The sequence below is a fragment of the Oceanisphaera marina genome (assembly GCF_014643915.1).
GTDB classification, from domain to species: Bacteria; Pseudomonadota; Gammaproteobacteria; order Enterobacterales; family Aeromonadaceae; genus Oceanimonas; species Oceanimonas marina.
Genome location: NZ_BMKE01000021.1, coordinates 1 through 25,889 on the forward strand (window position 1 = coordinate 1; position 25,889 = coordinate 25,889).

Here is a 25,889-nt window from a genome sequence, read left to right on the forward strand (position 1 = left end):
AACACCACTGTATGTTTATCCAGCTATACTTGATGTGAATTCACTTCCCCGAGCCTGCGAGGCAAGTTCAACAGCTAATTCAACGACAAATGACATCTATGCAAAACGCATTTACTTCTGCTGAAGCATCAATCTCATCATTAAAAATTCAATTTTATCAAAAACTTAAGGCACCATAAAAATGACACCTCGAGGAATAAGCGTCAAAGGTCGCTTTTTACGCAGCATGTCTGTTCGCTTATCCACTTTCAACCTTATTAAATATCATATATTTTTCAGTGACTTATAATCTATACAGGCCCAAAATCACGAAGTTTTGCGACAACTGTCGTATAACTCCGCTTGCATCAAGTATGTAATGAGCACAACCAGACTCTAAAATACTGTTTTTTCATACAGACACCATCAGCAGAACGTTCCTGTAACAGGCACGCTACCGCCCGAGTCTTGTGGGCGACCTTGCCTCTCCTCTTCCCTGTTTTGAGGCTGATCTCCATTATTGTATTGGAATCGTATGAAACCATCGCATTATGACGTTGCAGGTCGCAAAATGGAAGAATATCCCCCACATTGAATAACTCCATATACAGTCGAGCTTCGACTTTAAATACTGCATTGATTATTCACTGTTGAATCGTGACAGTAGGCATCAATCATAATCCGTTACCGTCGAGAACCGACCACAGAAATTTATACCGGCTCGATTTCAACGTGGCTGTCGGTAACGGATGTGATAAGCGCGCTATTTCATATTTAAGCTGCGCGTTTTAATCAAGGGTAATAAGCAATATCTCATCACTGGGGATACTTGGGCTGTCTTTCCTTCCTCGTCACCCTCGCGAAGGAACGTTATCCTCGCGTAAGCGGGCACGGGGCCAGTGTCTTTGCAGGAGCAGCACGGGCTGATGAGCTGCGTCACAGGCCCAGGATTCTCTCCTTCGCGGGAATAACGACACAACCACGCAGGTTATGCGGCATTACTGTTGTAGGATGCCTGGTGAGTAAAGGGCTGGTGCCTTGGCCGCATAGTTGGCTAGGGTCTGTTGACCTTTCTTGGTTAAGTGTTGTTCGAGTTAAACGCGTTTAGCCTAACCCGACGGACAGCGCCTGAGGGGGGGCTTTCTACTACAAACGTCATGATCAGCAGGCGCCCAGAAGACGAGTCCAGTTCGCAAACTATGATCGATAATATTGACGATTTAGTTTGACGCTACCCCTCTACTGCCGTACTGTGCACCACACAAGCAAGATGTTTCAAGTTAGCGCGGCCTTTGTATATTGTTAGTTCCTCACGGTTCCACAGTCACCAAACTTCCCTTATTTGATATTTATTGCACTTTCGAGCGTATGCTCACTCCTGAATGAAGGTAAGAACAAATGGCTAACGGCACCGTAAAATGGTTCAACGAAGCGAAAGGTTTTGGTTTTATTACTCCTGAAGATGGCGGCAAAGATTTGTTCGCACATTTCTCAGAAATAGTAAGCAGCGGCTTCAAAACACTGGCAGAAGGCCAGGCAGTATCCTACACCGCCACTCAAGGCGCCAAGGGTCCTCAAGCTTCACAGATTCAGGCTATCTAATTACCCCTCGGGTAATGAACAGTCTAAAAAACCCGCTTCGGCGGGTTTTTTTGTGCCTGAATTTTACCAACTCACTGGCTATCGATACTACGCCGTTATGTTCAAACGGGGAACTGCACGGTCGGCTTAAGCGCATGTCAGGTATAGTGTTATACCAATTTGAATAAAGATCTGATCATTTTTAAACCCGAGCTCAGAGGCAACACAGTCGCCTTCCACGACACGCCATGAACTCATCCCTGAGGGCTCGGGAAATGCCGTCCATGGCATTTCACGGTCGTGGGAGTCGATCTCTGTTGCCTATTCTCGAGCATCGAGTTGTCTGTGGACGGCGCTAACAGCCAACGCCGGTGCATCAAGAAGGACAAAGGGATCTGCTCAGCCGACCATCCGCGCCACGGATGGCGCGGCTGAGCCTCCAGGGAGGGATCCACGGCGAGTCGGGGGAGCCGGCCACTTTGTCCGACCTTTTGTAGAACAACCAAATAGATCAGTTATTTAATCTGTTTGGTATTACTCCTGGTTGCTCGTTGCTTCCCGCAAGACAGCGACCGGATCTGCATCTGAGGCTAGACCTTCCACGGAAGAAAGGAATACCAGTGTATCGTTCACAATTGCAAACGCATGCGCTGACTGGTAACTCCCTGTACCTACGGAACGCACCACAATAATAACCTCTTGCTCCTGGTCGCCATTGATATCAGCAAGGAGCGTTTTTTCTACAAATCCATCTCGAGCGCGAATCAGCCCAGTAATGAAAAAGGTAGTTTCATCCGGCGCTGCCGCGGCCTCATAGAGCCGCACGCTGAAGCTACCAATAGAACGAGCCTCAAAATCACCTTCTGCGATGATCAGTGTTTGTCCCGTTGAGGTGGTAAGCTTCGAAGAGAAGCGGTCCTGTGCCACGGCACTAATGGGAACAGCCAGGAACAATAGGATTGCGGCTTTCCAGATTTTTATCACAACGTCTCCCCTCTAGTTCAGCCTGCCGACAATGCGCACCAAAGATGCCTAACAACATGATTTAATTGTTATTTTAAATCTACATAAAAATACACACCGGCAAAAACACGCATACTCATCTTGAGGCATGGCAGTGCGCAGTATCTACGCTGATATCCCTTATCAAGATGGAATCGTATGAAACCATTTTATTATGACTATGCGGGCCGCCGAATGGAAGAAGACGCCCAGCATAAAAGATCACCCTGAATTGGTCGCTGATAGCTGTGTTTCATTTCAAATCATGCATATATGTTTATTTGCATATGCTTTTTACCGCATGTAACATTCAGCCACGTTACTCAGAGGGTATTCAATGAAACGAGTCCTGTTTGTCTGTACGGCCAATTCTGCCCGTTCGCAAATGGCAGAAGCCTTGCTGCGCCATTTTGCCGGCGACAGTTTCAAGGTATTCAGTGCGGGTACAGAGCCCTCCGAGGTCGATCCGCGTACCATTAAGGCGCTGCAGGACTTTGGACTCACAAGCGAAGGCCTGGTGTCCAAGTCCATCGACAGTATTGCAGATCAGCATTTCGATTTCGTGATCAGCTTGTGCGACAAGGCGCATCAAGAATGTCGGCACTGGCCTGGCAGTGGCGTGGTCATGGCATGGGACTTTCCCGATCCCAAAACCAGTAACGCCCCCAAAGCCTTTGCACTGACGCTGCAGGATCTCGGTGAACGGATCCGCCAGTTTGTGCAGGTCAACAGCAAAGAAGTGAAGTCCGAGGTCAAATCCATACAGCCGCTGGATTTTTACAAATCACTGGCAGATGAAACCCGCCTGCTGTGTTTGCTGCTGATCGAACAGCAAGGTGAGCTGTGTGTCTGTGAACTGATGGCCGCGCTGAGTCTGCCACAGCCCAAGATCTCAAGGCACCTGAGTCAGTTGCGAAAAGTGGGCCTGCTGCTGGACCGGCGTCAGGGGCAATGGGTGTTCTATCGCATACACCCGCTGTTGAACGACTGGATGCACAACATTGTAAAAGACACGCTAACCCATAATCCACAGCTGCTTAATACACCCGGGGCACGCCTGAACTACATGAATTCACGCCCTTCACAGGGGGGCAATGTGTGTGGTGAGGAGAAGATTAATGACCAATAACATAAATGACCTGCCCAACCTTGATGGTGAGCAACTTCCAGCTATGGATCATGACGCTTTACGCGCTTCGGGCCCCGAGCACGCCCCCAGAATCTTGTTGCTGTATGGCTCCTTGCGCCAGCGTTCCTTCAGCCGACTGGTCACCGAAGAGTCGAACCGGCTGCTGCAGGTACTGGGAGCGGATACCCGTATCTTCAACCCCAGCGGCCTGCCATTACCGGACGATGCCGATGAAAACCATCCCAAAGTACAGGAATTGCGTGAGCTGGTGCAGTGGTGCGAAGGCATGGTGTGGTGCTCACCCGAGCGCCACGGGGCCATGACATCGGTAATGAAGGCGCAAATTGACTGGATTCCGCTGAGCATGGGAGCCGTGCGCCCAACGCAAGGCAAAACCCTGGCCGTTATGCAGGTCAGTGGCGGCTCGCAAAGCTTTAATGCGGTTAACCAGATGCGCATTCTAGGACGCTGGATGCGGATGATCACCATTCCCAATCAGTCGTCGGTGGCCAAGGCATTCATGGAGTTTGATGACGACAACCGCATGAAACCCTCGCCTTATTACAATCGCATTGTCGATGTCGTGGAAGAGTTGATGAAGTTTACCCTGCTCACCCGAGGGGCCAGCGATTACCTCACCAATCGATACTCGGAGCGCATCGAGAATGCCGAACAGCTCTCCGCTCGCGTTAACCAGCGCGCAATTTAGGGAAGCGACCACTGTAATGGGTATTTTTGAACGCTACCTGACCCTCTGGGTCGCACTGTGCATTGTTGCCGGTGTAGTGCTGGGCAATCTGGCTCCTGATGTGTTTTCCGCCATCGCACGGCTGGAGCTGGCTCACGTTAATCTGGTGGTGGCACTGCTCATCTGGGTGATGATTTACCCCATGATGGTGCAAATAGACTTCAGTGCCATCAAGGATGTAGGCAGAAAACCAAAGGGACTGGTGCTGACGCTGGTTGTTAATTGGCTGATCAAGCCCTTTACCATGGCGGCACTGGGCTGGCTGTTCTTTCGTGTGCTTTTTGCCGATTGGGTTGATCCGCACAGTGCCGGGGAATATATCGCGGGCATGATCCTGCTGGGTGTGGCGCCCTGTACGGCCATGGTGTTTGTCTGGAGCCAGCTGACCAAGGGCGATGCCAATTACACCCTGGTGCAGGTATCGGTCAACGACATCATCATGATCTTCGCTTTTGCCCCGATTGCCGCTTTTCTGCTGGGCGTCAGCGATATTCAGGTTCCCTGGCAAACACTGCTGCTGTCTGTGGTGCTGTATGTGGTATTACCGCTGCTGGCCGGCATATGGACTCGCCACCGCCTGGAGCGAAAACAGGACACTGCTCGTCTTGACGTCTTTTTACATCAGCTCAAACCCTGGTCGATGCTGGGTCTGCTGGCCACCATAGTGCTGCTGTTTGGTTTTCAGGCACAAACCATTCTCGATCAACCCCAGACCATTGGCCTGATCGCCATTCCGTTGCTCATTCAAACCTACGGTATCTTCATCATCGCCTATGCTGCGGCCTACTGGTTGCGCCTGCCCCACAATGTGGCTGCCCCTGCCTGCATGATTGGCACCTCCAACTTTTTCGAGCTGGCGGTGGCGGTGGCAATCTCCCTGTTCGGCCTGCATTCGGGGGCGGCGCTGGCCACCGTGGTCGGGGTTCTGGTGGAAGTACCTGTCATGTTGTCGCTGGTTTATTTCGTCAATAAAACCCATCACTGGTTTGCCAAATAAGAGGATTATTCATGTCTGTATCCCATCCGTGCTGGTCACTCCCCGTTCACAATGGCACCTTGATCCTGACGCCCTGCCCCGGCACCCGGGATGTGGCATTGAGCGAGTCGCTGGCGCAACTGAAAGCGCAGGGAGCCACGGCCGTTATCACCTTGATGAGTAGCGAAGAGCTTGCTGAATCGGGCCTGCCCGATTTTGCTGGTGCCGTAAACGCCAGCCACCTGGATTGGTTCCAGTTACCAATACCGGACTTTGGCGTGCCGGGGGCAGATTTTGACCAGGCCTGGCGCGCTTGTCATACCGAGCTGCTGCAGCGTCTGCAGTCAGGAGCCACACTGGTCCTGCATTGCAAAGGGGGTTCCGGCCGTACTGGCATGGTGGCCGCCAAGCTGATGCTTGCCTCGGGCGAGTCGCCCGAAGCGGCAATCTCGGCCATTCAGGCGCTACGCCCACGGGCGTTCAGCTATCCCGCACAACGGGATTATATTTTTAATTCAGCCACCCTGTCAGCGGAGTAACAAGATGACCATCAACATAGGTATCAACGGTTTTGGGCGCATGGGTCGCCTGACCGTGCGGGCACTTTTCGAGCACAGTGACGTGAAAATTGTGCAGATCAACGACCCTGCCGGCGATGCGGCCACCCTGGCCCACCTGATGAATTTCGATTCCGTACACGGCCGCTGGAATCATGAAGCCACCGCCAACGGTCACAATATACACATTGGTGACCGCACCATGACGGTCAGTCACAATAAAACAATCGAGGAAACGGACTGGTCGGGCTGCGACCTGGTCATTGAAGCTTCCGGCAAGATGAAGAGCAAGGCCGTGCTGCAAGCCTACCTGGATCAGGGCGTCAAGCGGGTAGTGGTGACGGCGCCGGTGAAGGAAGAAGGCGTGCTGAACGTGGTGATGGGAGTCAACGATCATCTCTATGATCCCGCGCAGCATCCCATAGTGACCGCTGCCTCCTGTACCACCAACTGTCTGGCGCCCATCGTCAAGGTGCTCCACGAGCAGCTGGGCATCAAGCACGGCTCCATGACCACCATTCACGACATCACCAACACCCAGACTATTCTGGATGCCCCGCACAAGGATTTACGCCGTGCCCGTGCCTGCGGCATGAGCCTGATCCCGACCACGACCGGATCGGCGACCGCCATTACCCATATTTTTCCCGAGCTGAAGGGCAAGCTGAACGGCCATGCGATTCGGGTGCCGCTGGCCAATGCGTCGCTGACGGATTGCGTGTTTGAAGTCGCGCGCGAGACCACGGCCGAAGAAGTCAATGCACTGCTGCAAGCCGCCGCCGAGGGTGAGCTGAACGGTATTCTGGGCTACGAAGAACGGCCACTGGTGTCCATCGATTACAAGACGGATCCGCGCTCCAGTATCATAGATGCCCTGTCCACCATGGTGGTAAATGGCAGCATGGTGAAAATCTACGCCTGGTATGACAACGAGTGGGGCTATGCCAACCGTACTGCCGAACTGGCGCTGAAGGTAGGACGAGTCTGAATGCTGGGCCAGTTTTCTCCGGCCATTCGCCAATATCTGGTGGTCACCGGCAACTACTGGGCTTTCACGCTTACCGACGGTGCCTTGCGCATGCTGGTGGTACTGCATTTTCATGGCCTGGGTTATTCTCCACTGGAGATTGCACTGCTGTTTCTGTTTTACGAAATCTTCGGTGTGATCACCAATCTGGTGGGAGGCTGGCTAGGCGCTCACCTGGGGCTCAATCGCACCATGAACATTGGCCTGGCATTGCAGGTGGTGGCACTGACCATGCTGCTGGTGCCGCCTGTCTGGTTGAGCGTGCCCTGGGTGATGGCGGCCCAGGCCTTGTCGGGCATCGCCAAGGATCTCAACAAGATGAGCGCCAAAAGCTCCATCAAGCTACTGGTGCCCGGAGATGCCCAGGGCAAGCTGTATCAGTGGGTCGCCATTCTTACCGGCTCCAAGAACGCACTCAAGGGCGTCGGCTTCTTTCTGGGCGGCGTGTTGCTCATGGGGTTGGGTTTCAGCGGTGCCGTGGCGGCAATGGCGGTGGCGCTCACCCTGGTGTGGCTGCTGAGTCTGGTCTTGCTTCGGCAGGATCTTGGCAAGGCAAAAAACAAGCCCAGATTTCGCGATATCTTCTCCAAAAGCCGGGCGGTCAATATTCTCTCGGCGGCCAGAATGTTCCTGTTTGGTGCCCGTGATGTGTGGTTTGTGGTGGCGCTGCCGGTATTTTTGTCTCAGACCCTGGGCTGGAATCACAGCCAGACCGGCGGCTTTCTGGCCTTATGGGTAATCGGCTACGGCCTGGTGCAAACCCTGGCACCGCGCATTACCGGCAAGGCTTCGGGCAAGGTGCCCGATGGTCGGGTGGCGACCCTCTGGGCATTGGCGTTAACCCTGCTGCCCGGGCTGATTGCATTGGCGCTGATGCTGGAGCAGGATCCGGCTATCATGCTGATTGGTGGCTTGCTGCTGTTCGGGGCCGTGTTTGCGGTCAACTCGTCATTGCACAGTTACCTGATCATTCGCTATGCCAAGCGTGATGGCGTATCCATGGATGTGGGCTTCTATTATATGTCCAATGCCATGGGCCGCCTGTTGGGCACCCTGTTATCGGGTTGGATATTCCAGTGGGCAGGCCAGGGCAGCGCAGGTCTGCAAGCCTGCTTATGGGTGTCGCTGGCGTTTTTACTGCTGGCAACACTGGTGTCCGTCAAGCTGCCACGATCGGAACAAGCAGCCAGATCCCAATAGCGCAAAAAATACGCTTCAACGTCCGCCAGCTTTCTTCTTGTGTCTGTCATGTCACAAGAAGAAAGCCTGGTTAAGCGCTCACCTTCGATTTTCACGTCATTTATGGTAATCTGCCGGCTCTTTGGGGAGTAGCCTGCTTTCGGTTTTTGAAAGCGTTCGTGTCAACATACTTGGCCATATGCCATGGTGCGAACACCGCTCGGTTGGCGAGACCATCGATATATCCATGCTGAAGGTCAGGCGTGTGGATATGTCGTGGACTCGAAGCCTGACCAGAGAACTAGCAATGAACCCTGTCGCCCTGCTGTTACTTTCATTTTCCATGTCTGCCGATGCTTTCTCGGTGGCCATAGGCAAAGGAGCCAGCCTCAAAAATCCCCGTTTTTCCGAAGCACTGAGAATGGGCCTTATCTTTGGAATCATAGAGGGCATTACGCCCATCATAGGGTGGTTGATTGGTAATTCGGCCGCATCTTATGTAGAAGCATGGGATCACTGGATAGCCTTTACTCTGTTGGTCGCCCTCGGCATGCACATGCTCTATGAAGGCCTGAAACCCGACGACGACAAGACCGATTCGGCGCCCAGACACTCCTTTTTCAAGACAGCCCTGACCGCATTTGGCACCAGTATAGATGCGATGGCGGTCGGCATCAGTCTCGCGTTTATAGAGGTCAATATCTTGCTGGCAGCGGGGTTGATTGGCCTGGCTACCACCATAATGGTGACGCTGGGTATTATGCTGGGAAAAGTGGTGGGTTCTCTATTCGGCCACAAGGCCGAGATAATGGGCGGTCTGACGCTGATTGCCATTGGTGCCTGGATTTTGTTCAACCACCTTTGATGCTGATGACAATGCATCACTTTGCAGGCAGTGTGATGCATTGCCACAAGATAGTGGGTACACATAAATCTACCTCCCCGAGCCGATAACAAATCAGAGGAGGCAGATATGATTAAAAAGCGGGAACCAAATCCGGAGCCCGTTCTGGCTGTTCCGTGATGGTAGAGACCATATCGGCAGGCCCGGGTCGGCCCAACAAGTACCCCTGTAGGGTGTCACAGCCCAACCGGGTCAATAGCTCTTGTTGCTCTGGCGTTTCTACGCCTTCTGCCACAATTTTCATGCCCAGTGTTTTACCCAGCGCAATAATCGCCTGAATAATGGCCTCATCATCGTTACCCTGCGCCAACTCGGTAATGAAGCCACGATCTATTTTCAGCTCATTGGCCGGCAAGTGCTTCAGGTAAAGCAAGCTGGAGTAACCGGTACCAAAGTCGTCAATGGAAATGGAGACCCCCAACGCTGCCAGCTTGTTCAGCACCTTGAGGCTAGCTTCGGCATCACGCATGGCGGTAGACTCGGTGATTTCCAACACCAGATGGGCGGGCGACAACTCATGCTCTTCCAGCGCCTCTCTAACCACATCCACCAGGCTGATGTGCTCCAACTGCACGGCAGATAAATTCACCGCCATACTCCAGTCACTATGTCCCTGATCGAACCAGACTTTCATCTGCCGGCAAGCCTCATTGATAACCCAGTTGCCAATCGGAACTATCAGCCCCGAGCTTTCGGCCAGCGGCAAAAAACGGTCCGGAGTAAGAAAGCCGTGTTCCGGGCTTTGCCAACGGATCAAGGCTTCTATTCCCGTGAGGGGCCCAGCCGGAGCCACCAGCTTGGGCTGGTAATACAGCACCAGTTCGTTGTTATGAATCGCCTTACGTAGATCTTGCTGCAACTGCATCTGCTGGTGTACATCGGCATTCATAGCATGCTCAAAAAAGCGATAACCGTTGCGCCCCTGTTTTTTAGCGTGATACATGGCAGCATCGGCGTTCACCATCAGCTCATGTTCGGTTTTGCCATCATGAGGGTAAATGGCAATGCCGATGCTGGCTGATATATGCAATGAAATATTCGAAATATGAAAGGGTTGCGCTATGACGTCAATCAATCGCTGTGCCAGTAAGGCCGAATTTTCAGGGGAGTCCGGCTCCATCAACAGCACAAATTCGTCACCACCCAGCCTTGCTGCCGTGTCTTGTTCTCGCGAGATTTTCTGCAGACACCGAGCGACTTCTTTCAACAGCAAATCGCCAATATGATGGCCGTACATATCGTTAACAGCCTTGAATCCGTCCAGATCCATAAAGAGCACCGCAAACTCGCCTTGCTTGCGTTCTGCCCTGTGTATGGATTGTTCCAGACGATCGCCCAATAACATGCGATTTGGCAAACGGGTTAAATTGTCATGCAGCGCCAGCTCAAGCAACTCGTTATTGGCTTTATCGAGCGAGTTGGCCAACCGGTCGGTACGAACATCGAGCATAGAAATAATCAGCGCAATGGCAAACACCGCCAGGCTCACAATAATCACCAATATCGCCAACCACTTGGTATCGATGCCACTGTTGGCCGCACTGCAAAAACTGTTCAATGGAAATTTAGAGGCGGCCATTCCCGTATAATGCATCCCCACGATGGCGCAGCCCATCACCAAGGCCGCGCCCATGCGTGTGAAGGGAGTGCGTGTGGAGTCTTTACGCAGACGAAAGGCCAGCCACAAGGCCGCTATAGACGCCAGAATGGCAATCACGATAGACAGCACAAATACCCAGGGTACATAAATGATCCGCGGAGTCATCAGCATGGCTTCCATGCCGGTATAGTGCATGCTGGCAATCCCAAGCCCCATCAGCCCCCCTCCCGACACCAGTCGGCTCCAGGGCAGGGTTTCCTGACAGACCAAATACAAAGCCAACGCAGAGGACACTATGGCAATGAGTAATGAAACCAGAGTAAGGGGGACGTCATAGCCCAATGAGATGGGAAGGCGAAAGGCGAGCATGCCGATAAAATGCATCGACCAGATACCAAACCCCATAGCAAAAGAGCCGCCAATCAACCACAACAAGGCAGATCTACCCGAGGTACTGGATACCCGGCTGGCCATGTTAAGGGCCGTATAAGAGGCCAGAATGGCAACGATTACGGAACAGATAACGAGAATCTGGTTGTAGCTGCTTGATAACATTGAAAACCTGTTGTGTGTAATGTCATTAAAGGTGCATGGCTATCCTGCCTTGCGCTTGATTTAAACACCGATCCGGGTGCCCGTATTCTAACGGCAACGAGTTAAGTTGGCTGTAAAAATACGCGATTGACGACAAAAACACTTCGATTATCCGTGAAGCTGCCCGACCGGAATATAGCCTGACAAGACGATATGATTAAACAAAATCGTCAGATAAGAATTAGACATGACCGTCAGACAATCCAGCTTCACTGTCTACCCCAGCACTCTGACTCTTGCTGCGATTAATAGAAGCCAGCAGCGGCTAATGCATAAGTGATATTATTATCGTTCTTGCACATGAAACCGCTCGTAAATAGCAGCAAGACCAACTGTAGCACGGTCACTATTCCGCACACCATTCCTTATATCGGTGTGATTTAGTTCAAGTAAATGTTGCTACCACTTAAAAATCCGACTTAAACACCCTCATATCCGAAGTAGACAATGAGCTTGCCGAACCACGCAAGCGCAGGCAGAGTAAGTGTTTATTTTCATTTCAGCTAATCCAGATTTTAACTGATTCTGGGCTTATCATTATCTATGGCGATATCTATGAATAAATCCGGTCAGGTGCATGACTCGATGGTAAAAAGCGTGCTGATCACCGGCTGTTCGTCGGGTATTGGCCAGTGTGCCGCACATTTTTTGCAACAACAGGGTTTTCAGGTGATTGCCTCGGCAAGACGGCAAGCGGACGTAGATACCTTGCAGCAAGCCGGTTTTACGGCGGTATTACTGGATCTGGCCGATGAAGCCAGCATTGACGCAGCGGTAGCCCAAACACTGCAGCTTACCGGCGGCAAGCTGTATGGATTATTCAATAACGCAGCTTACGGCCAGCCCGGCGCGCTGGAAGACTTGCCAACCCAGGCATTGCGTGAACAGTTTGAAAGCAATCTATTTGGTCTGCATCATCTTACCCGGTTAATTCTGCCCACCATGCTGGCAGCCAAAGAAGGCCGCATCGTGCAAAACAGCTCTATTCTCGGACTGGTCGCCCTGCCCTTTCGTGGCGCCTATAACGCGTCAAAATTCGCATTGGAAGGCTACACCGACACCCTGCGTTTAGAGCTGCATGGCACCGGTGTTGCGGTCAGCCTGATAGAGCCAGGCCCTATTGAAACTCGCTTTAGAGCCAATTCAAAAACCGCCTTCTTGCGCCATATTGATGCCAATGCCAGCCGCCACCAGGCCGGTTATCAGCAAACACTGGAGCGACTGCAACGGCCGGGGCCCAGCTCGCGCTATAGCCTGGAACCGGAAGCCTGCATGGCCCCCTTGTTACATGCACTCACCAGCCCCAAACCGAAAATACGCTACCCCGTTACCCGGCCCACCGTGATGATGAGCTGGTTGCGCCGCCTGCTGAGCGCACGGGCATTGGACAAACTGTTATTAAAGGCAGGAGGCTGACCCCCGTGTTCAAACTCTTTTCTTTGTTGTTGCTATGGTGCAGCAGCACTTACAGCTTGGCCGCTCCCGCCTTGTGGTCCGCTACCAAGGGCGAGCAGCAATTATGGCTGTTTGGCTCTGTTCACCTGGCAGATGCGCGGCTTGGCGCCCTGCCCGAGCCCTTGTTGCAGCGTTTGGCAGCAAGTGAGCGGCTTTATCTGGAAATAGACCCCGACACCCTCAGCCCGGCGATGCTGGCTCCTTATTTGACGCTGGCAGATAACGAGACCTGGCAAGCCCGATTAGGGAAGCCACTCGCCACCGAACTGGAACAGCATATTGATACGCTGGGGCTGACACAGTTAAAACAACTGCCCCCCTGGTTTGCCGCCATGCAACTCAGCCAGATCAATGCCCAGCGTCTGGGATTTTCCAGTCACCAGGGAGTGGATATGCAACTGCTGCGCCTGGCAAAACAGCAACAGGTTCCCGTGGTAGGGCTCGAGTCACCCACGCTGGTATTTGAGCTGCTGGCCTCGCTGCCCGGGCGCCAGCTGGAACAGGACTTTGTGCGCCATACCCTTGCCGAGCAAGAGCATCTGGCCCAGCAACTAGACCGGCTGTTAACCACCTGGCAAAGCGGCGACGAACAGGCCCTGCTGGCGTTATTACACGATGAACAATCCCCCGTGCTGAGTGCTTTTATCGAGCAGGAACTCTTGCTGGCACGCAATCAACACTGGCTGGCCACACTGAAGCAGCAAGCGCCGCAAAAAGCATTGCTGGTGGTGGGGGCGCTGCACTTATACGGTGAACACGGCCTGCTGCAACTATTGCAACAAGCCGGCTACCAAATCAAAAAAGTGAAGGGTCATGGGTGAAGAGTAAAAGGGACAAGCTGAGTTATAAAATACCTGGCGGGATGCAGAGAGCTGTTTTCTCATCCTTCCCCCCTGTTCATGGGCTAAGCAAAGTGATTTAAAAGCCGACAAATGCGCTGAACGTCGCTTTATTGATCGAGATCAGCATTACATTGGGGCCAGTCGATAAGATACCGTCATAGCGCACACGAAGGGAGACGACTATGGCATTCTGGCTTGATTTAATGTTTGGTAGCGACGTTGGTTTAATGGCGATGCTGACGATTATTTTTACAACGATTATCATCAGCTTTCTGGGTTGCTACTTTGTCTATAAGGTACGTACCGCCCAGCCAGAAAAATAATCCCAGTTTACAACGGCAGGCCCTCACCTCCTCCTCCCCGGGGCTTGTCGTTTCCTCTTGTTCAATAACTTGCTTATACTGCAGTCCCCTATTTTACGGAGCTGCCCATGTCTTATTCTGCCTTAACCCATCACTTTGAACAGCTCCATCACTTGCAGCATTTAGGCGCGATTTGCGGTTGGGATCAGGCCACCATGATGCCGCCCGGTGGTAATCAGGCCCGAGCAGAAGCCATGAGTGCATTGGCCGTGTTAAGCCACCAACAATTGCAGGATCCAAAACTGGAAGACTGGTTTGCCGCCGCCCAGCAGGCATCATTAACGCCTGCGCAAAGCGTCAGCCTGAGTGAAATGCAACGCCAGTGGCGCGATGCCACCCTGTTGCCCAGTGATTTGGTGGGTGCGTTTTCGCTGGCCGGATCGCGCTGTGAACACGCCTGGCGCACCCTGCGCCCCGCCAACGACTGGGCCGGTTTTTTGCCGTTGTTTGAAGATGTATTGAACTTGTCGCGTCAGGTTGCGGCAGCGCGCGCCGATGCACTGGGGCTATCCCGTTACGACAGCTTGCTGGAACAATTCGAGCCAGGCATGCGCAGCGCCACGCTCGATAATGTATTTTCCGGCCTCAAACAGTGGTTACCCGACCTGATAAACCAGGTACAACACCAGCAAAACGGCGAGAGTGTCTTGCTGCCCCAGGGGCCTTTTGCCATCGAGCAGCAGCGCGCACTGGGGCTGGATGTGATGACGCTGCTGGGGTTTGATTTCAACCACGGGCGACTGGATGTCAGCGTGCACCCATTTTGCGGGGGTGTCAGCGAAGATGTGCGCCTGACCACCCGCTACGACGAACAGGACGTGGCACAGGCACTGATGGGCGTGATCCACGAAACCGGCCATGCCCGCTACGAACAGGGGCTACCGGCACAGTGGCGCAAACTGCCGGTTGGCCAGGCCCGATCCATGGGCGTGCATGAATCACAAAGCCTGTTCTTCGAGATGCAGCTGGCCCGGCACCCGGCCTTTATTATCCAGCTGGCCCCCTTGCTGGAACGCCACTTTGGTTCACAACCCGCGTTTGCGCCGGACAATCTGGCCAAGCTGTATACCCGAGTGAAACCCGGTTTGATACGGGTCGATGCCGACGAAGTCACCTATCCCGCGCACATTATGCTGCGCTACGAAATTGAACGGGATCTCATTGAAGGCAAACTCGAGGCCAGAGACGTGCCCGAGCGTTGGGATCAACTGATGCAGCGCTATTTGGGCTTAAGCACTCAGGGCAACTATAAAGACGGCTGTATGCAAGACATTCACTGGACCGACGGCAGTTTTGGCTACTTTCCCAGTTATACCCTGGGCGCCATGTATGCCGCTCAGCAAGCCTCGGCCATGCAACAACAACAAGGTTCACTGGATCAACTGATTGAGCAACGTCTGCCAAGCATATTCGACTGGCTGCAACAGAATATTTGGCAGCACGCCAGCCTGCATGACACCGACACCCTCATTACTCAGGCCTGTGGTCAGCCATTGAATGCAGATGCCTTCAAACAGCACTTGCTGCAACGTTATCTGGGTTAACCGTTAACAGGATTCCGGTTAATGCCGTCTATGCTTAATATGTGGATCTGGCAGACCAGTAATGGATGGAGAGTCTGACTATGGATGGGAAAAAGCCTCGCCATCAACTGGTGGTGTTTTATGACGGCAGTTGCGAAGGTTGCATCAAGGATCGCGCCAACTACGAACGCTGGGCCGGTGAAGGGGGCAGTGATATCTACTGGTTTGATATTACCGGCCGCGAAGATGTATTGCTGAGCCTGGGGCTGACGCCACAAAAAGTACTACGCGAGTTGCATGTGCAAACCGCCGATGGCCAGGTATTCTCGGAAATCGACGCCTACATTTTGTTGATGCGTCGAGTGCCAAGGCTCAAGCCGCTGGCCTGGTTTATTGGCCTGCCCATTATTCGACCTTGTCTGTCTTGGCTTTATCGCACCTGGGTAGAGCGCCGCTTGCAACGACAAGGTCGAATCTAAGTACCAGAGTAAATTGTGAAGGGTAAAGAATTAAGGGGAAAAGTGAAGAGAACGACATAAACACCAAAAGCGACAAAATCCCCCGCCCCCTGTAGTCCGGCGCTTCAGCTGCCGGTTCTGCGTTAGCAGGAGGGTTTTAAATCCCGCTGAGACGGGCGGGAGTGCCTGCTAAAGCGGCACCCTACAAAAAATAAAATCGAGATCCTGCTGTTCATCAGGATGACGACCAAAAACACCGGCTCTGCAAGTTCGGGGGAGGCTTGTTCCCTTCACCCTTCACGCTTCACTCATCACAAAATGACTTAAATTTGACAGCCAAACATGGCTGGGGCATAACCGGTAACAGACTTTATCACACCAAGCAGGGCTTATTATGCGCTACGCCAATATCACGGGTTGGGGAAAATGCTTGCCCCCGGCAGCCTTGAGTAATGACGATCTCAGCACCTTTCTGGAGACCTCTGACGACTGGATTTACAGCCGTACCGGTATTCGCTCTCGTCGTATCGCTCATGTATCCACCTCCGAGCTGGCCACCGTCGCCGCTCGCCATGCGCTGGCCGCCGCCGGACTGGCGCCGAATGATCTGGACTGCATTATTCTGGCCACCGCCAGCCCGGACACCCTGGTGCCCAGCGCCGCTTCTGCCATACAGCGTAATCTGGGGGCTGGCAGTGCTGCCGTATTTGATATCAATGCCGCCTGTACCGGTTTTATTTATGGTTTGAGTGTGGGCAGCGCATTAATCAAGGCCGGCACCATGCAACGGATATTGGTGATTGGTGCCGAGCGGTTGACCCATTATCTCGATTGGACCAAACGCGACACCGCCGTGCTGTTTGGCGACGGTGCGGGTGCCGTGATACTGGAAGCCAGCGAGCAAGCTCTGGGGTTGATTGCCGACAAGCTGGGCTGCGATGCCGAAGCCAACGACATTCTGGCCGTGCCCAACTCCGGCACCAACCGCGAGCGTTTTGCCCATACCGATGGTCTGTTTGAAGTGAACTTCGAAGGTAAAGAGATTTTCAAGCGCGCGGTCAAAGGCATGGGCGAAGCGGCTGCCAATGTACTGGCCCAGGCAGGAGTAGAAGGACGGGATATCGACCTGTTGCTGCCTCATCAGGCCAACATTCGCATTATTGAAACCCTGGCCAAAAAGATGGATTTGCCCAGCGACAAGGTCATGGTCAACATTGAGCAATACGGCAATACCTCAGCCGCCACCGTGCCTATCGCCCTGTGTGATGCCCTGGAGCAAGGCCGCATTCAGCCGGGTGCGCTGTTACTTACCGCCGCCTTTGGCGCAGGCCTGACCTGGGGTGCCGGCGTTATTCGCTGGGGCGATCGCGTCACGCCATTACAGCAGTCCAACGCCGCCCTGCCTCCCTGCGAGTTAACGGCACTGGAGCTACTGGCCCCCGCCATCAAGGGCTGCCAGGAAAGCCCGATGAAAGGTGATTAGTGATTGGTGATTGATGATTGATGATTGATGATTGGTAAAGAGAACAACATAAACACCGAGCCTGAAGCTCGGTGTTTTTCCCTTCACTATTCACCATTCACCCATCATGCTTTTAACGCTTCCAGCACCGACAGGATGCGGCTGGGATCTTGTGGCAAGGTGCTGGTCATGTATTCACCGGCCAGTCTTGCCCGGGTGCGGGGGTTGAGGTTACTGCTGACGTCGGTTGGCAATACGTCATTGCTCACCCGCAGCGGCTCGGCACGCATGGCCAGCATCAGGCGCAAGCTGTCTTGCTGTAAACCACTAGCCAGGGCCGATAACTGGGGAGCCCGTATTTCATCCTGCTCTTCGGCATACAGCGGGTTTTGGCCCGGCAACGCAAAGTATTCGCGCCAGTCTGGTTGCCCCTGTTCATTTTTTGTTTCTTCAATGCGCGGTAAATCCCGGGCATCTTCAGACAACAACGCCAACAATAAACCAAAGTCGCTACGACGACCTTCCCGGACCGCCTGATTAAGGTGGTCTCCGAGTTGGCTGTCGTTAACGAGCAGTGTGTTATTGAGTTCTGGCAGCATAAAAAAGTGCAAATATTAGGCGTTTGATTAGTTATCGGCAGCAAACCCTGTTTAATTAGCAAAAAATTACACTTTAGGGGTTCACAAGCCGGATCTTTTTGGTAGTATGCGCTCCACAAAGTGTGGAGGGGTTCCCGAGTGGCCAAAGGGATCAGACTGTAAATCTGACGGCTCAGCCTTCGCTGGTTCGAATCCAGCTCCCTCCACCATCTATTTGTCACTCGTTGCTGTGGGTCAGCAGTTAAATAGGTCATTTAACTAAAGCATCGAGCAAGCAGTAAACGGTTAGCCTGTTCCACAGTGCAAAGCGATACCGTATAAAAGTTAACTGTGGAGGAACGGCTCAGCCTTCGCTGGTTCGAATCCAGCCTCCTCCACCATCATTAAAAAGCCAGTGCATCGCACTGGCTTTTTTTATGCCTATTGAAAGTGGTGATGGGTGAAGGGTAAAGAGTAAAGTGCAAAGAGCTAGCCCTACTCCAGCCTCCCCTTATGCCGTCATACCGTATTTTAAATCCCGCCAAGACGAGAGTGCCAGCTAAAGCGGCCCCCTACAAAATACCAAGAACCTGTCAGGATGACGGCAAGCCACAAACCCCCAATCCCCATTATTTTATTGCCATTCGTCCGTGTTCTTCCGTGTATTCCGTGGCAAAAAATTCTTGGGCCCTGTGTTTGGTATGGTTAGCTTATTCTCTTCACCCTTCACTATTCACCCGTCTCTTCCAGCGCCGCCTCTAACAACTGTTGCTGATGCTCGGGTGACTGAGTACCTTTGGCCAGCAGTCGATACATGGCCGGTACAATAAACAGCGTCAGCAAGGTAGCCAAAGACACGCCGGCGAATACCACTATCCCCACTGCCTGGCGGCTTTCGGCACCGGCGCCACTGGCCAGAATTAGCGGAATGGCGCCAATGATGGTGGTGAAGGCAGTCATGAGGATAGGCCGCAAGCGACGAACTGCCGCTTCTACTATGGCGTCACTGAAGGCATGACCGCGATCGCGTAACTGATTGGCAAATTCAACAATCAAGATGCCGTTTTTGGTCACCAACCCTATCAGCATCACCATGGCGATCTGGCTGTAGGCATTCAGCGTCATCCCCGCAAAATACAATCCCAGCAGGCCGCCTACCAAGCCCAGAGGCACGGTCAGCAGTACGATAAAGGGGTGTATAAAGCTTTCAAACTGTGCCGCCAGAATCAGGAACACCACCACCAGCGCCAGCCCGAATACGAAGGCTACATCGCTCTGATTGCTCTTGTATTCCAGTGACTCGCCCTTGTAATCGACAATGGCATAGTCGGGCAGATTATCGCGCACCTGCTGATCCAGATAATCGAGCGCCTCGCCCAGGCTGTAATTGCCGACCAGGTTGGCACTCAGGGTGATGGCTTTTTTACGGTTGTAATGGTTCAGCGACGGCGACGCGCCCTGCTCGTTCAGGGTGACCAGATTATCCAGCGAAATCAGCTCGCCATTACCGCTGCGCAGATAAATACTGCCAATGTCACTGAGTTGGCGAAATTCATCCTGAAGCCCCTTGAGATACACATCGTACTCTTCGCCCTGGCGCTCGTAGGTGGTGATGGCCTGTCCGCCCAGCATGACATTCAGGCTATCGGCCACCTCGGTGACCGAAATGCCCAGCTTGGCGGCCCGCTGCTGATCCACTTCAACCAACAGCTCGGGTTTGGTTTGCGCATAATCCAGATCCAGATCGCTCAAACCGGGATTATCCCGCGCCAGCACGCGTAATTGCTCCGCCCAGTCGTACAGCTCGTCAAAGTCGGCACCACCCAGCACAAACTCCACCGGCGAGCTGGACCCGCCTCGAATGGATGACGGCAAAATGGGGATCACCAGTACATCGGCCACGTCTTTGGTCATGCCTCGAATTCTCCCTACTATATCTTCGGCCGATACCGCGCGTTTATCCCAGGCTTCCAGACTGGCAATGACGATGCCGCTGTTTACCCCGCCGCCAAAACCGGGGGTACGCACCGTGAGGCTGGTCACTGTCCCCTCTTCCTGCAAGGGGCTGAGCCTTTGCTCCACCTCGCCCATGGCGCTGCTCATGCGCTCAAAGCTGGCCCCTTCGGCCCCTTTTACCATCACGAACACCACGCCCCTGTCTTCTTTGGGGGTCAGGCTTTGCGGCACGGCACTAAACAATATCGTCATCCCGCCCAGCGCCAGCACCATAATCACGGGAGCCCACCAGGGTCGCTTCAAGTTAGCACCCAGCATACGGCGGTAGTGTTGTTCCAACCGGGCAAAGCCGGCATTGAAGCGGGTGGCCAGCCAGCCTGGCGTCTGGTTGGCGGTTAATATCTTGCTACTCATCATAGGGGTGAGCGTCAGCGCCACCAGTGACGAGAAAATAACGGCACCGGCCAGCAACACCGCAAACTCGGTGAAAATACGGCCAATAATGCCGCCCATAAAGACGATGGGTAAAAATACCGCCACCAGGGTCAGGGTGGTGGCGATCACCGCAAACCCCACCTCTCGGGCACCGTGATAGGCCGCCGCCAACGGTGAACGTCCCCGCTCCAGATGGTGGTAAATATTCTCCAGCACGACTATGGCGTCATCCACCACCAGGCCAATGGCCATGATCAGCGCCATCAGGGTGATCAGGTTGACCGAATAGCCCAGCGCATAGGCCAGGATAAAGGCACTGATCAGAGAAACCGGAACGGTCACCGCCGGAATCAAGGTGGCGCGCACCTGCCCCAGAAAGATGTAAATCACCAATACCACCAGCCCCACCGTGATCAGCAAGGTTTGGTATACCTCGCTGATGGCGCTCTCGATAAATACCGAGCTGTCGTAGGTCCAGGTAAGCTCGGCGCCTTCGGGTAAAAAGGGCTGTTGTGCAACGATGGCCTGCTTGACCTTATCTACCACTTCCAGGGTATTGGCCTGGGTTTGCTTGACAATGCCCAGCCCCACCACGTTTTGGCCATTGGAACGAAACAGGGTATCTTCGGGCTTTTCGCCCTCCCATATCTCGGCCACATCCCCCAGATAGACACGGCTGCCCGAGTCGATACGGCGAATGCTCAGGGTGTTGAAATCGGTAGCCTGGTCATAGCCTCGCTGAATGCGGGCGGCAAAGTTCTGCTGGCTGTTTTCCAGGGTGCCGGCGGGCAGCTCGACGTTTTGTGAACGTAACGCGGCCCGAATATCCGCCACGGTAACGCCCCGCGCCGCCATGGCCATGGGGTCCAGTCGCACATTCATCACCCGCTCTTTGCGCCCACCCACCCATACCGAACTCACGCCATCAAGCAGACTGAACCGATCCGCCAGTACGTTTTGGGCATAGTCACCCAGGGCCAGTGGCGACATGCCAGTCGAGCGCAGCGTCACCCACAGGATGACGTCGTTGCGGCCGGTGTCTTTGGTCACTATGGGCGCGTCTGCCTCGTCGGGCAGGCTGCGGGAGGCTCGGGCAACCGCTTCACGCACGTCACTGGCCGCATTGTCCAGGTCACGGGCAGGATCGAACTCAATGGTGATACTGGAACGACCGTCGCTGGTGCTGGAGCTGATATATTTCACATCGCTGATGCCCGACAGTTCGTCCTCCAGTCGTTTGGTGACCTGGGTTTCCAGCACGCTGGCGCTGGCACCGGTATAGTCGGTACGCACCGTGACCACCGGCGAGGTGGTGTCGGGCATTTCGCGCAGCGGCAGTTCAAAAAAAGAAATCACCCCAAACACGCACAGCATCAGGCTGAATACCGTAGCCAGTACCGGGCGCGCGACAGACAGATCAGAGAGCTTCATTGATCACCTCAACCATGCTGCCTTCACGCACCTTGACGGTGCCTTCACGGATCACCTGCTCGCCCACTTTCAGCCCATTGGCAATGGTCACCATGTCGCCCAGGTTACGGCCGGTGTTCACGTTGCGGCGGCTGACTTTGCCCTCTTCATCCACCACATACACATAACGCTGCTGGCCCGCATACAGCAGGCTCTGGGCAGGAATGGTCATTTGCGTGTTGTTGGCAATGGTCAGCTGTACCCGCATCAACATGCCCGGCACCAGCAGTCCATCGCTGTTATCAAATACCAGTCGTACCTCGGCATTGAGGGTATCGCTGTTCACACTGGGCGCAATCACCGCCAGCTCGCCGATAAATGCCTGCTCACCATAGGCCTGGGTATAAGCGGTTAATTGCTCACCCACGGTCAGCTTGCCAAAGTATTTTTCGGGTACTGCCAGATCAAGCTTCAGGCTGCGAATATCCAGCAATTCGGCCACGGGGGTATTGGCTGCCAGCAAGGCACCGGGAGCAACGTCGCTCAGCCCCATCACACCGGCAAAGGGCGCGCGCAGCGTTAAATAATCCACCGCCACACTGGCCGCTGCCAGCTTGGCTTCGGCCATGGCCACGGCGGCCTGTTGCCCGTCCAGCTCGGTTTGGGTCACCGCCTTGCGCGTGAACAGGGTTTGATAATTTTTGGAAATTCGCCGTGCATCCATCAGCACGGCGCGGGCTTCGCGCACCGCCGCTTGCGCCGCCCTGTCGTCCAGGCTTAATAACAGCTGATCTTGTTCAACCTCCTGGCCCGGCACAAAATGTACTTCCGTAACCCGAGCACTCACCTGCGGCGCTATGGCCACTTGCTGGCTCGCCTTCAAGGTACCGATCAGTTCAATGTTGGCAGAAACTGGTTGTTCAGTTACCCGCACCGTGGTCACCACGGCACTGCGCTGCGCCAGCACGGTAGCCGGAGTAAGTGCGACCAATGCCAGTAACCCCGCTCCCAGCCACCCAGAATATTTGTTATCAAGCATGCTTTTTTTATTCCTTATAACAGGGCCTGTTAACCCTAAACCTGGCTTAGTTTACCTGTTTCCCCACGCCAGACTATGTCAGCAAGCCGCTAAAATGTGACAAAGTGTGGCTGACACACAGCTGGAAGCTGAAAGTAAAACACTGAATATCGGTGATGGGTGAAGCGTAAAGAGTGAAGAGTAAAGAGTGAAGAGAACGACATAACCCCAAAACCTGAAAAAATACCACATCCTGTCCTGACGATAGTCAGGATGACGGCGAAGTCATCATCAATGGTAGGGTCGAATGAATTCGACCCTACCAAAACACACCGGCACCCTGTAGTCCGGCGCTTCAGCTGCCGGCCCTGCGTTAGCAGGGTTGATTGTAAATCCCGCTAACGCGGGAGTGCCAGCTAAAGCGGCACCTACAAAAAACCAAAACCGAGACCCTGATGTTCATCAGGATGACGGCCAAAACACCGGCTCTGCAAATTCGGGGCTGGCTTATTCGCTTTACCCTTCACTCTTCGCCCTTCACTACCAATATTTCGCTGGAGCCGATGCTTTCTGCTAGCATAGCGTCATGTTTTTGCATCAGGCGCAGTTATGAAAGTTATTTCCTTTAATATCAATGGTCTTAGAGCTCGGTTACATCAATTGCAGGCGCTAATCGACAAGCATCAGCCCGACATTATCGGACTGCAGGAAATCAAGGTGCACGACGAGGTATTCCCGGTAGCAGCAGTGGAAGCCATGGGGTATCAGGTGCATTTTCATGGCCAGAAAGCCCACTATGGCGTGGCCTTGCTCAGTAAACACACGCCGCTGGAAATTCGCAAAGGCTTTCCCAATGATGAAGAAGATGCCCAGCGCCGCATGATCATGGGCCGCTTTGCTCGCCCCGACGGCAGTGAAGTCACGGTACTCAACGGCTATTTTCCTCAGGGTGAAAACCGCAAGCACGAAACCAAGTTTCCGGCCAAGGCGCGTTTTTATGAAGACTTGCAGGCCTACCTCACCGAATACCACACCCCGGATGAAGCCGTGATTGTGATGGGAGATGTCAATATCTCGCATACCGATCTCGACATCGGTATTGGCGAGCCCAACCGCAAGCGCTGGTTGCGCGATGGTAAATGCTCATTTTTGCCGGAAGAACGAGAATGGATGGAGCGCCTGCTGAGCTGGGGGCTGACGGATACCTGGCGCTTGCAGAACCCGGAGCAAGCCGAGCAATATTCCTGGTTTGATTATCGCAGCCGGGGCTTTGATGATAATCGCGGCCTGCGTATCGATTTGGTGCTGGCTACCCAGCCGCTGGTTGAACAACTGCAGGAAACCGGCATCGACTACCAACTGCGCGGCATCGAAAAACCCTCGGATCACGCCCCCATCTGGGCGACATTTAAATAAAACCCGATGATGGGTGAAGCGGAAAGAGTGAAGAGAACGACATAAGGCCAACACCTACGAACACCATACCCTGTAGTCCGGCGCTTTAGCTGCCGGCTCTGCGTTAGCAGGGTTGATTGTAAATCCCGCTAACGCGGGAGTGCCAGCTAAAGCGGCACCTACCAAAAACCAAAACCGAGCCCCTGATGTTCATCAGGATGACGGCCAAGATTGGGGTTAGGTTTTAACTTACAGCTTCTGGCTTAAAGCTTACGGCTTTCTTTTCGCTTCACGACCCAAGCTTTGGTTGCCACTCCAACCGCCAGCCGGCTGCTGTTGGGTCGGGGCTGAACTCCTGACACACAAACAGGCCGAGGGCGGCGACCAGGGTATCGCCGTGCATCAGTAGCGGAATATGTGCGCGTTGCCAGGGGGGCACGCCGTATTCTTGCCAGAGCTTTTTCAGCGGCCGGGAACCGGCGCGGCCTACCGGCTGAGCACGCAGGCCCGGCACCTGAAACGCAATACGTAGCAGGGCAGAATCCAGCTCCGCGGTTAAATCGGCATGTTGCTCCACGGCACTCAACCTGAGCAGTCCGGCGCCGCAGCTCAGCCATTGTTCCGCCATAATTTCCGCTAACGGCTGAGGTTCGGCCAATGTCGGGGGCACGTAAAGCGCGCTGTGATAACGACATACGCGAGATTCACCCAAACGCACTTCTGGCGTGGCATCGGCGCGAGCCAGCGCCACTTCCTGCCAGATAGCCTGCAGCTGACTACGGCCGGGATGAATCTGGTGTAGTTGTAACCAATGGCGTAGAACGTTCGAGCGCCGGGCCGGGCTTAATGCCTGCAACCCCGCAATCATCAACCCCAACTGTTCGTTCATCAAGGCAGGCAGGTCTTGCTCCGCCACCTCCTGAGCCAAGTCCATCTGCTCGGCACACAGTTCGGCACTGCGGGCCAGGGTGTGATTGAATGACGGCCATTGCACCAGCAAACCGGGCAGGATGCGATTGCGCAAAAAATTGCGATCGAAGGCATCGTCGTTATTGCTGGGATCCTCTACCCAACTCAGCTGGTGCCGTTCGGCATAGGCCTCCAACGAGTGGCGCGAGCAGGTTAATAACGGCCGCCACTGTTGGTTGTTTTTTTTCTGTTCGCCAAAGGGCTTGCGCTCTGGCATGGCGGCCAGCCCGGCTATACCCGCCCCCCGTTTAAGCGCCAGCAACAGGGTTTCGGCCTGATCATCAAGATGATGTCCGGTCAGTAATATGTCGTTGGGCTGCATGGCATCGGCCAATGCCTGATAACGCGCATCTCGGGCCGCCGCCTCCAGACTGACTCTGGGCCCCAGTTTCACCTGCACCGCTATGGTTTGGCAGGGAACACCAAGCTGCTCGGCGACCTGGGCACAATGCGCCGGCCAGACCTCCGCAGCCGCCTGCAAGCCATGAGCAATATGAATCGCTCTAAGCGAGGCGCCCTGCTCTTTTGACCAGCGAGCCGCCAGTGCCAGCAATACGGTAGAGTCCAGCCCGCCGCTAAACCCCACCACCAGGGATGAATCTGGGGGTAACTCACGCATATTGCGGCAAAATACAGGGTAAATATCCATCACCAAACCTTAAAACCAAAACCGAGATCCTGACGAGCGTAGGATGACGGCAAAAAAAGCAACCGCCGGTGTTGAACCTGGAGCACAAGAATAACAAAAAA

21 protein-coding genes, 1 tRNA gene and 1 riboswitch are annotated in these 25,889 nt (G+C 54.0%); of the genes, 16 read left to right on the top strand and 6 right to left on the bottom strand.

Annotation, left to right across the window (positions count from 1 at the left end; translation table 11 throughout):
* Positions 1–1,377 precede the first annotated feature (1,377 nt).
* On the top strand, positions 1,378–1,581 hold the full coding sequence (locus tag IEW52_RS12185) for a cold-shock protein (protein ID WP_188630353.1): 204 nt from the start codon (positions 1,378–1,380) through the stop codon (positions 1,579–1,581).
* A 513-nt stretch (positions 1,582–2,094) separates the two neighbouring features.
* On the opposite strand, the gene IEW52_RS12190 is transcribed toward IEW52_RS12185, so the two are convergent.
* Positions 2,095–2,544 carry a PliI family lysozyme inhibitor of I-type lysozyme gene (locus IEW52_RS12190; protein WP_188630354.1) on the bottom strand — a complete coding sequence of 150 codons (450 nt, stop codon included), beginning with the start codon at positions 2,542–2,544 and terminating at the stop codon, positions 2,095–2,097.
* 355 nt (positions 2,545–2,899) lie between these two features.
* Between IEW52_RS12190 and IEW52_RS15920 the strand changes: the two genes are divergently transcribed.
* The 7 genes from IEW52_RS15920 to IEW52_RS12225 all read left to right on the top strand — a co-directional run bounded on the left by IEW52_RS15920 (position 2,900) and on the right by IEW52_RS12225 (position 9,043).
* Positions 2,900–3,691, top strand: a complete 792-nt coding sequence (locus tag IEW52_RS15920; RefSeq protein ID WP_188630355.1) for a metalloregulator ArsR/SmtB family transcription factor — start codon at positions 2,900–2,902, stop codon at positions 3,689–3,691.
* Positions 3,681–4,400: an arsenical resistance protein ArsH gene (arsH, locus tag IEW52_RS12200; RefSeq protein WP_188630356.1), complete on the top strand. Its 720-nt coding sequence runs from the start codon at positions 3,681–3,683 to the stop codon at positions 4,398–4,400. The genes IEW52_RS15920 and arsH overlap by 11 nt, the downstream gene beginning before the upstream one ends.
* 16 nt (positions 4,401–4,416) lie before the next feature.
* Positions 4,417–5,436, top strand: coding sequence for an ACR3 family arsenite efflux transporter (gene arsB / locus IEW52_RS12205; RefSeq protein ID WP_188630357.1), 1,020 nt, complete (start codon positions 4,417–4,419; stop codon positions 5,434–5,436).
* A gap of 11 nt (positions 5,437–5,447) precedes the next feature.
* On the top strand, positions 5,448–5,954 hold the full coding sequence (locus IEW52_RS12210) for a cyclin-dependent kinase inhibitor 3 family protein (protein ID WP_188630358.1): 507 nt from the start codon (positions 5,448–5,450) through the stop codon (positions 5,952–5,954).
* A gap of 4 nt (positions 5,955–5,958) precedes the next feature.
* The gene (locus tag IEW52_RS12215) at positions 5,959–6,960 is read left to right on the top strand and encodes an ArsJ-associated glyceraldehyde-3-phosphate dehydrogenase (RefSeq protein ID WP_188630359.1); all 1,002 of its coding nucleotides are present in this window, start codon (positions 5,959–5,961) and stop codon (positions 6,958–6,960) included.
* Positions 6,961–8,199 carry an organoarsenical effux MFS transporter ArsJ gene (arsJ, locus tag IEW52_RS12220; RefSeq protein ID WP_188630360.1) on the top strand — a complete coding sequence of 413 codons (1,239 nt, stop codon included), beginning with the start codon at positions 6,961–6,963 and terminating at the stop codon, positions 8,197–8,199.
* Positions 8,200–8,308: 109 nt separating this feature from the next.
* Positions 8,309–8,472, top strand: a riboswitch (yybP-ykoY riboswitch).
* Between the two features lie 13 nt (positions 8,473–8,485).
* Complete coding sequence (locus IEW52_RS12225; RefSeq protein ID WP_188630361.1) at positions 8,486–9,043, top strand: manganese efflux pump MntP; 558 nt, start codon at positions 8,486–8,488, stop codon at positions 9,041–9,043.
* A gap of 112 nt (positions 9,044–9,155) precedes the next feature.
* Here the strand turns inward: IEW52_RS12225 and IEW52_RS12230 are convergent, their stop codons facing one another.
* Entirely contained in the window at positions 9,156–11,237 is a 2,082-nt protein-coding gene (locus IEW52_RS12230; RefSeq protein WP_188630362.1) for a putative bifunctional diguanylate cyclase/phosphodiesterase, read from the bottom strand.
* A 624-nt stretch (positions 11,238–11,861) separates the two neighbouring features.
* On the opposite strand from IEW52_RS12230, the gene IEW52_RS12235 reads away from it, so the two are divergent.
* The 6 genes from IEW52_RS12235 to IEW52_RS12260 all read left to right on the top strand — a co-directional run bounded on the left by IEW52_RS12235 (position 11,862) and on the right by IEW52_RS12260 (position 17,399).
* Complete coding sequence (locus IEW52_RS12235) at positions 11,862–12,692, top strand: SDR family oxidoreductase (protein WP_188630398.1); 831 nt, start codon at positions 11,862–11,864, stop codon at positions 12,690–12,692.
* 5 nt (positions 12,693–12,697) lie between these two features.
* Positions 12,698–13,552 carry a TraB/GumN family protein gene (locus IEW52_RS12240; protein ID WP_188630363.1) on the top strand — a complete coding sequence of 285 codons (855 nt, stop codon included), beginning with the start codon at positions 12,698–12,700 and terminating at the stop codon, positions 13,550–13,552.
* A 203-nt stretch (positions 13,553–13,755) separates the two neighbouring features.
* On the top strand, positions 13,756–13,896 hold the full coding sequence (locus IEW52_RS12245) for a DUF3149 domain-containing protein (protein WP_188630364.1): 141 nt from the start codon (positions 13,756–13,758) through the stop codon (positions 13,894–13,896).
* A gap of 107 nt (positions 13,897–14,003) precedes the next feature.
* Positions 14,004–15,479: a carboxypeptidase M32 gene (locus tag IEW52_RS12250; protein WP_188630365.1), complete on the top strand. Its 1,476-nt coding sequence runs from the start codon at positions 14,004–14,006 to the stop codon at positions 15,477–15,479.
* Between the two features lie 80 nt (positions 15,480–15,559).
* Complete coding sequence (locus IEW52_RS12255; protein WP_188630366.1) at positions 15,560–15,937, top strand: thiol-disulfide oxidoreductase DCC family protein; 378 nt, start codon at positions 15,560–15,562, stop codon at positions 15,935–15,937.
* Positions 15,938–16,310: 373 nt separating this feature from the next.
* Entirely contained in the window at positions 16,311–17,399 is a 1,089-nt protein-coding gene (locus tag IEW52_RS12260) for a ketoacyl-ACP synthase III (RefSeq protein ID WP_188630367.1), read from the top strand.
* Between the two features lie 104 nt (positions 17,400–17,503).
* Here IEW52_RS12260 and IEW52_RS12265 read toward each other — a convergent pair whose 3' ends face one another.
* Positions 17,504–17,977, bottom strand: coding sequence for a VC2046/SO_2500 family protein (locus tag IEW52_RS12265; RefSeq protein ID WP_188630368.1), 474 nt, complete (start codon positions 17,975–17,977; stop codon positions 17,504–17,506).
* Between the two features lie 124 nt (positions 17,978–18,101).
* On the opposite strand from IEW52_RS12265, the gene IEW52_RS12270 reads away from it, so the two are divergent.
* Positions 18,102–18,186, top strand: a tRNA-Tyr gene (locus IEW52_RS12270).
* Positions 18,187–18,685: 499 nt separating this feature from the next.
* Here the strand turns inward: IEW52_RS12270 and IEW52_RS12275 are convergent.
* Positions 18,686–21,778 (bottom strand): efflux RND transporter permease subunit, encoded by a 3,093-nt coding sequence (locus tag IEW52_RS12275; protein WP_188630369.1) that lies wholly within the window; start codon positions 21,776–21,778, stop codon positions 18,686–18,688.
* Positions 21,765–22,796 (bottom strand): efflux RND transporter periplasmic adaptor subunit, encoded by a 1,032-nt coding sequence (locus IEW52_RS12280; protein WP_188630370.1) that lies wholly within the window; start codon positions 22,794–22,796, stop codon positions 21,765–21,767. Before IEW52_RS12280 ends, IEW52_RS12275 begins: the two co-directional genes overlap by 14 nt.
* Before the next feature lie 588 nt (positions 22,797–23,384).
* Here IEW52_RS12280 and xthA point away from each other — a divergent pair.
* Positions 23,385–24,191, top strand: coding sequence for an exodeoxyribonuclease III (gene xthA, locus IEW52_RS12285; protein ID WP_188630371.1), 807 nt, complete (start codon positions 23,385–23,387; stop codon positions 24,189–24,191).
* Positions 24,192–24,459: 268 nt separating this feature from the next.
* Here xthA and tilS read toward each other — a convergent pair whose 3' ends face one another.
* Positions 24,460–25,788, bottom strand: coding sequence for a tRNA lysidine(34) synthetase TilS (gene tilS / locus IEW52_RS12290; RefSeq protein WP_188630372.1), 1,329 nt, complete (start codon positions 25,786–25,788; stop codon positions 24,460–24,462).
* Positions 25,789–25,889 lie beyond the last annotated feature (101 nt).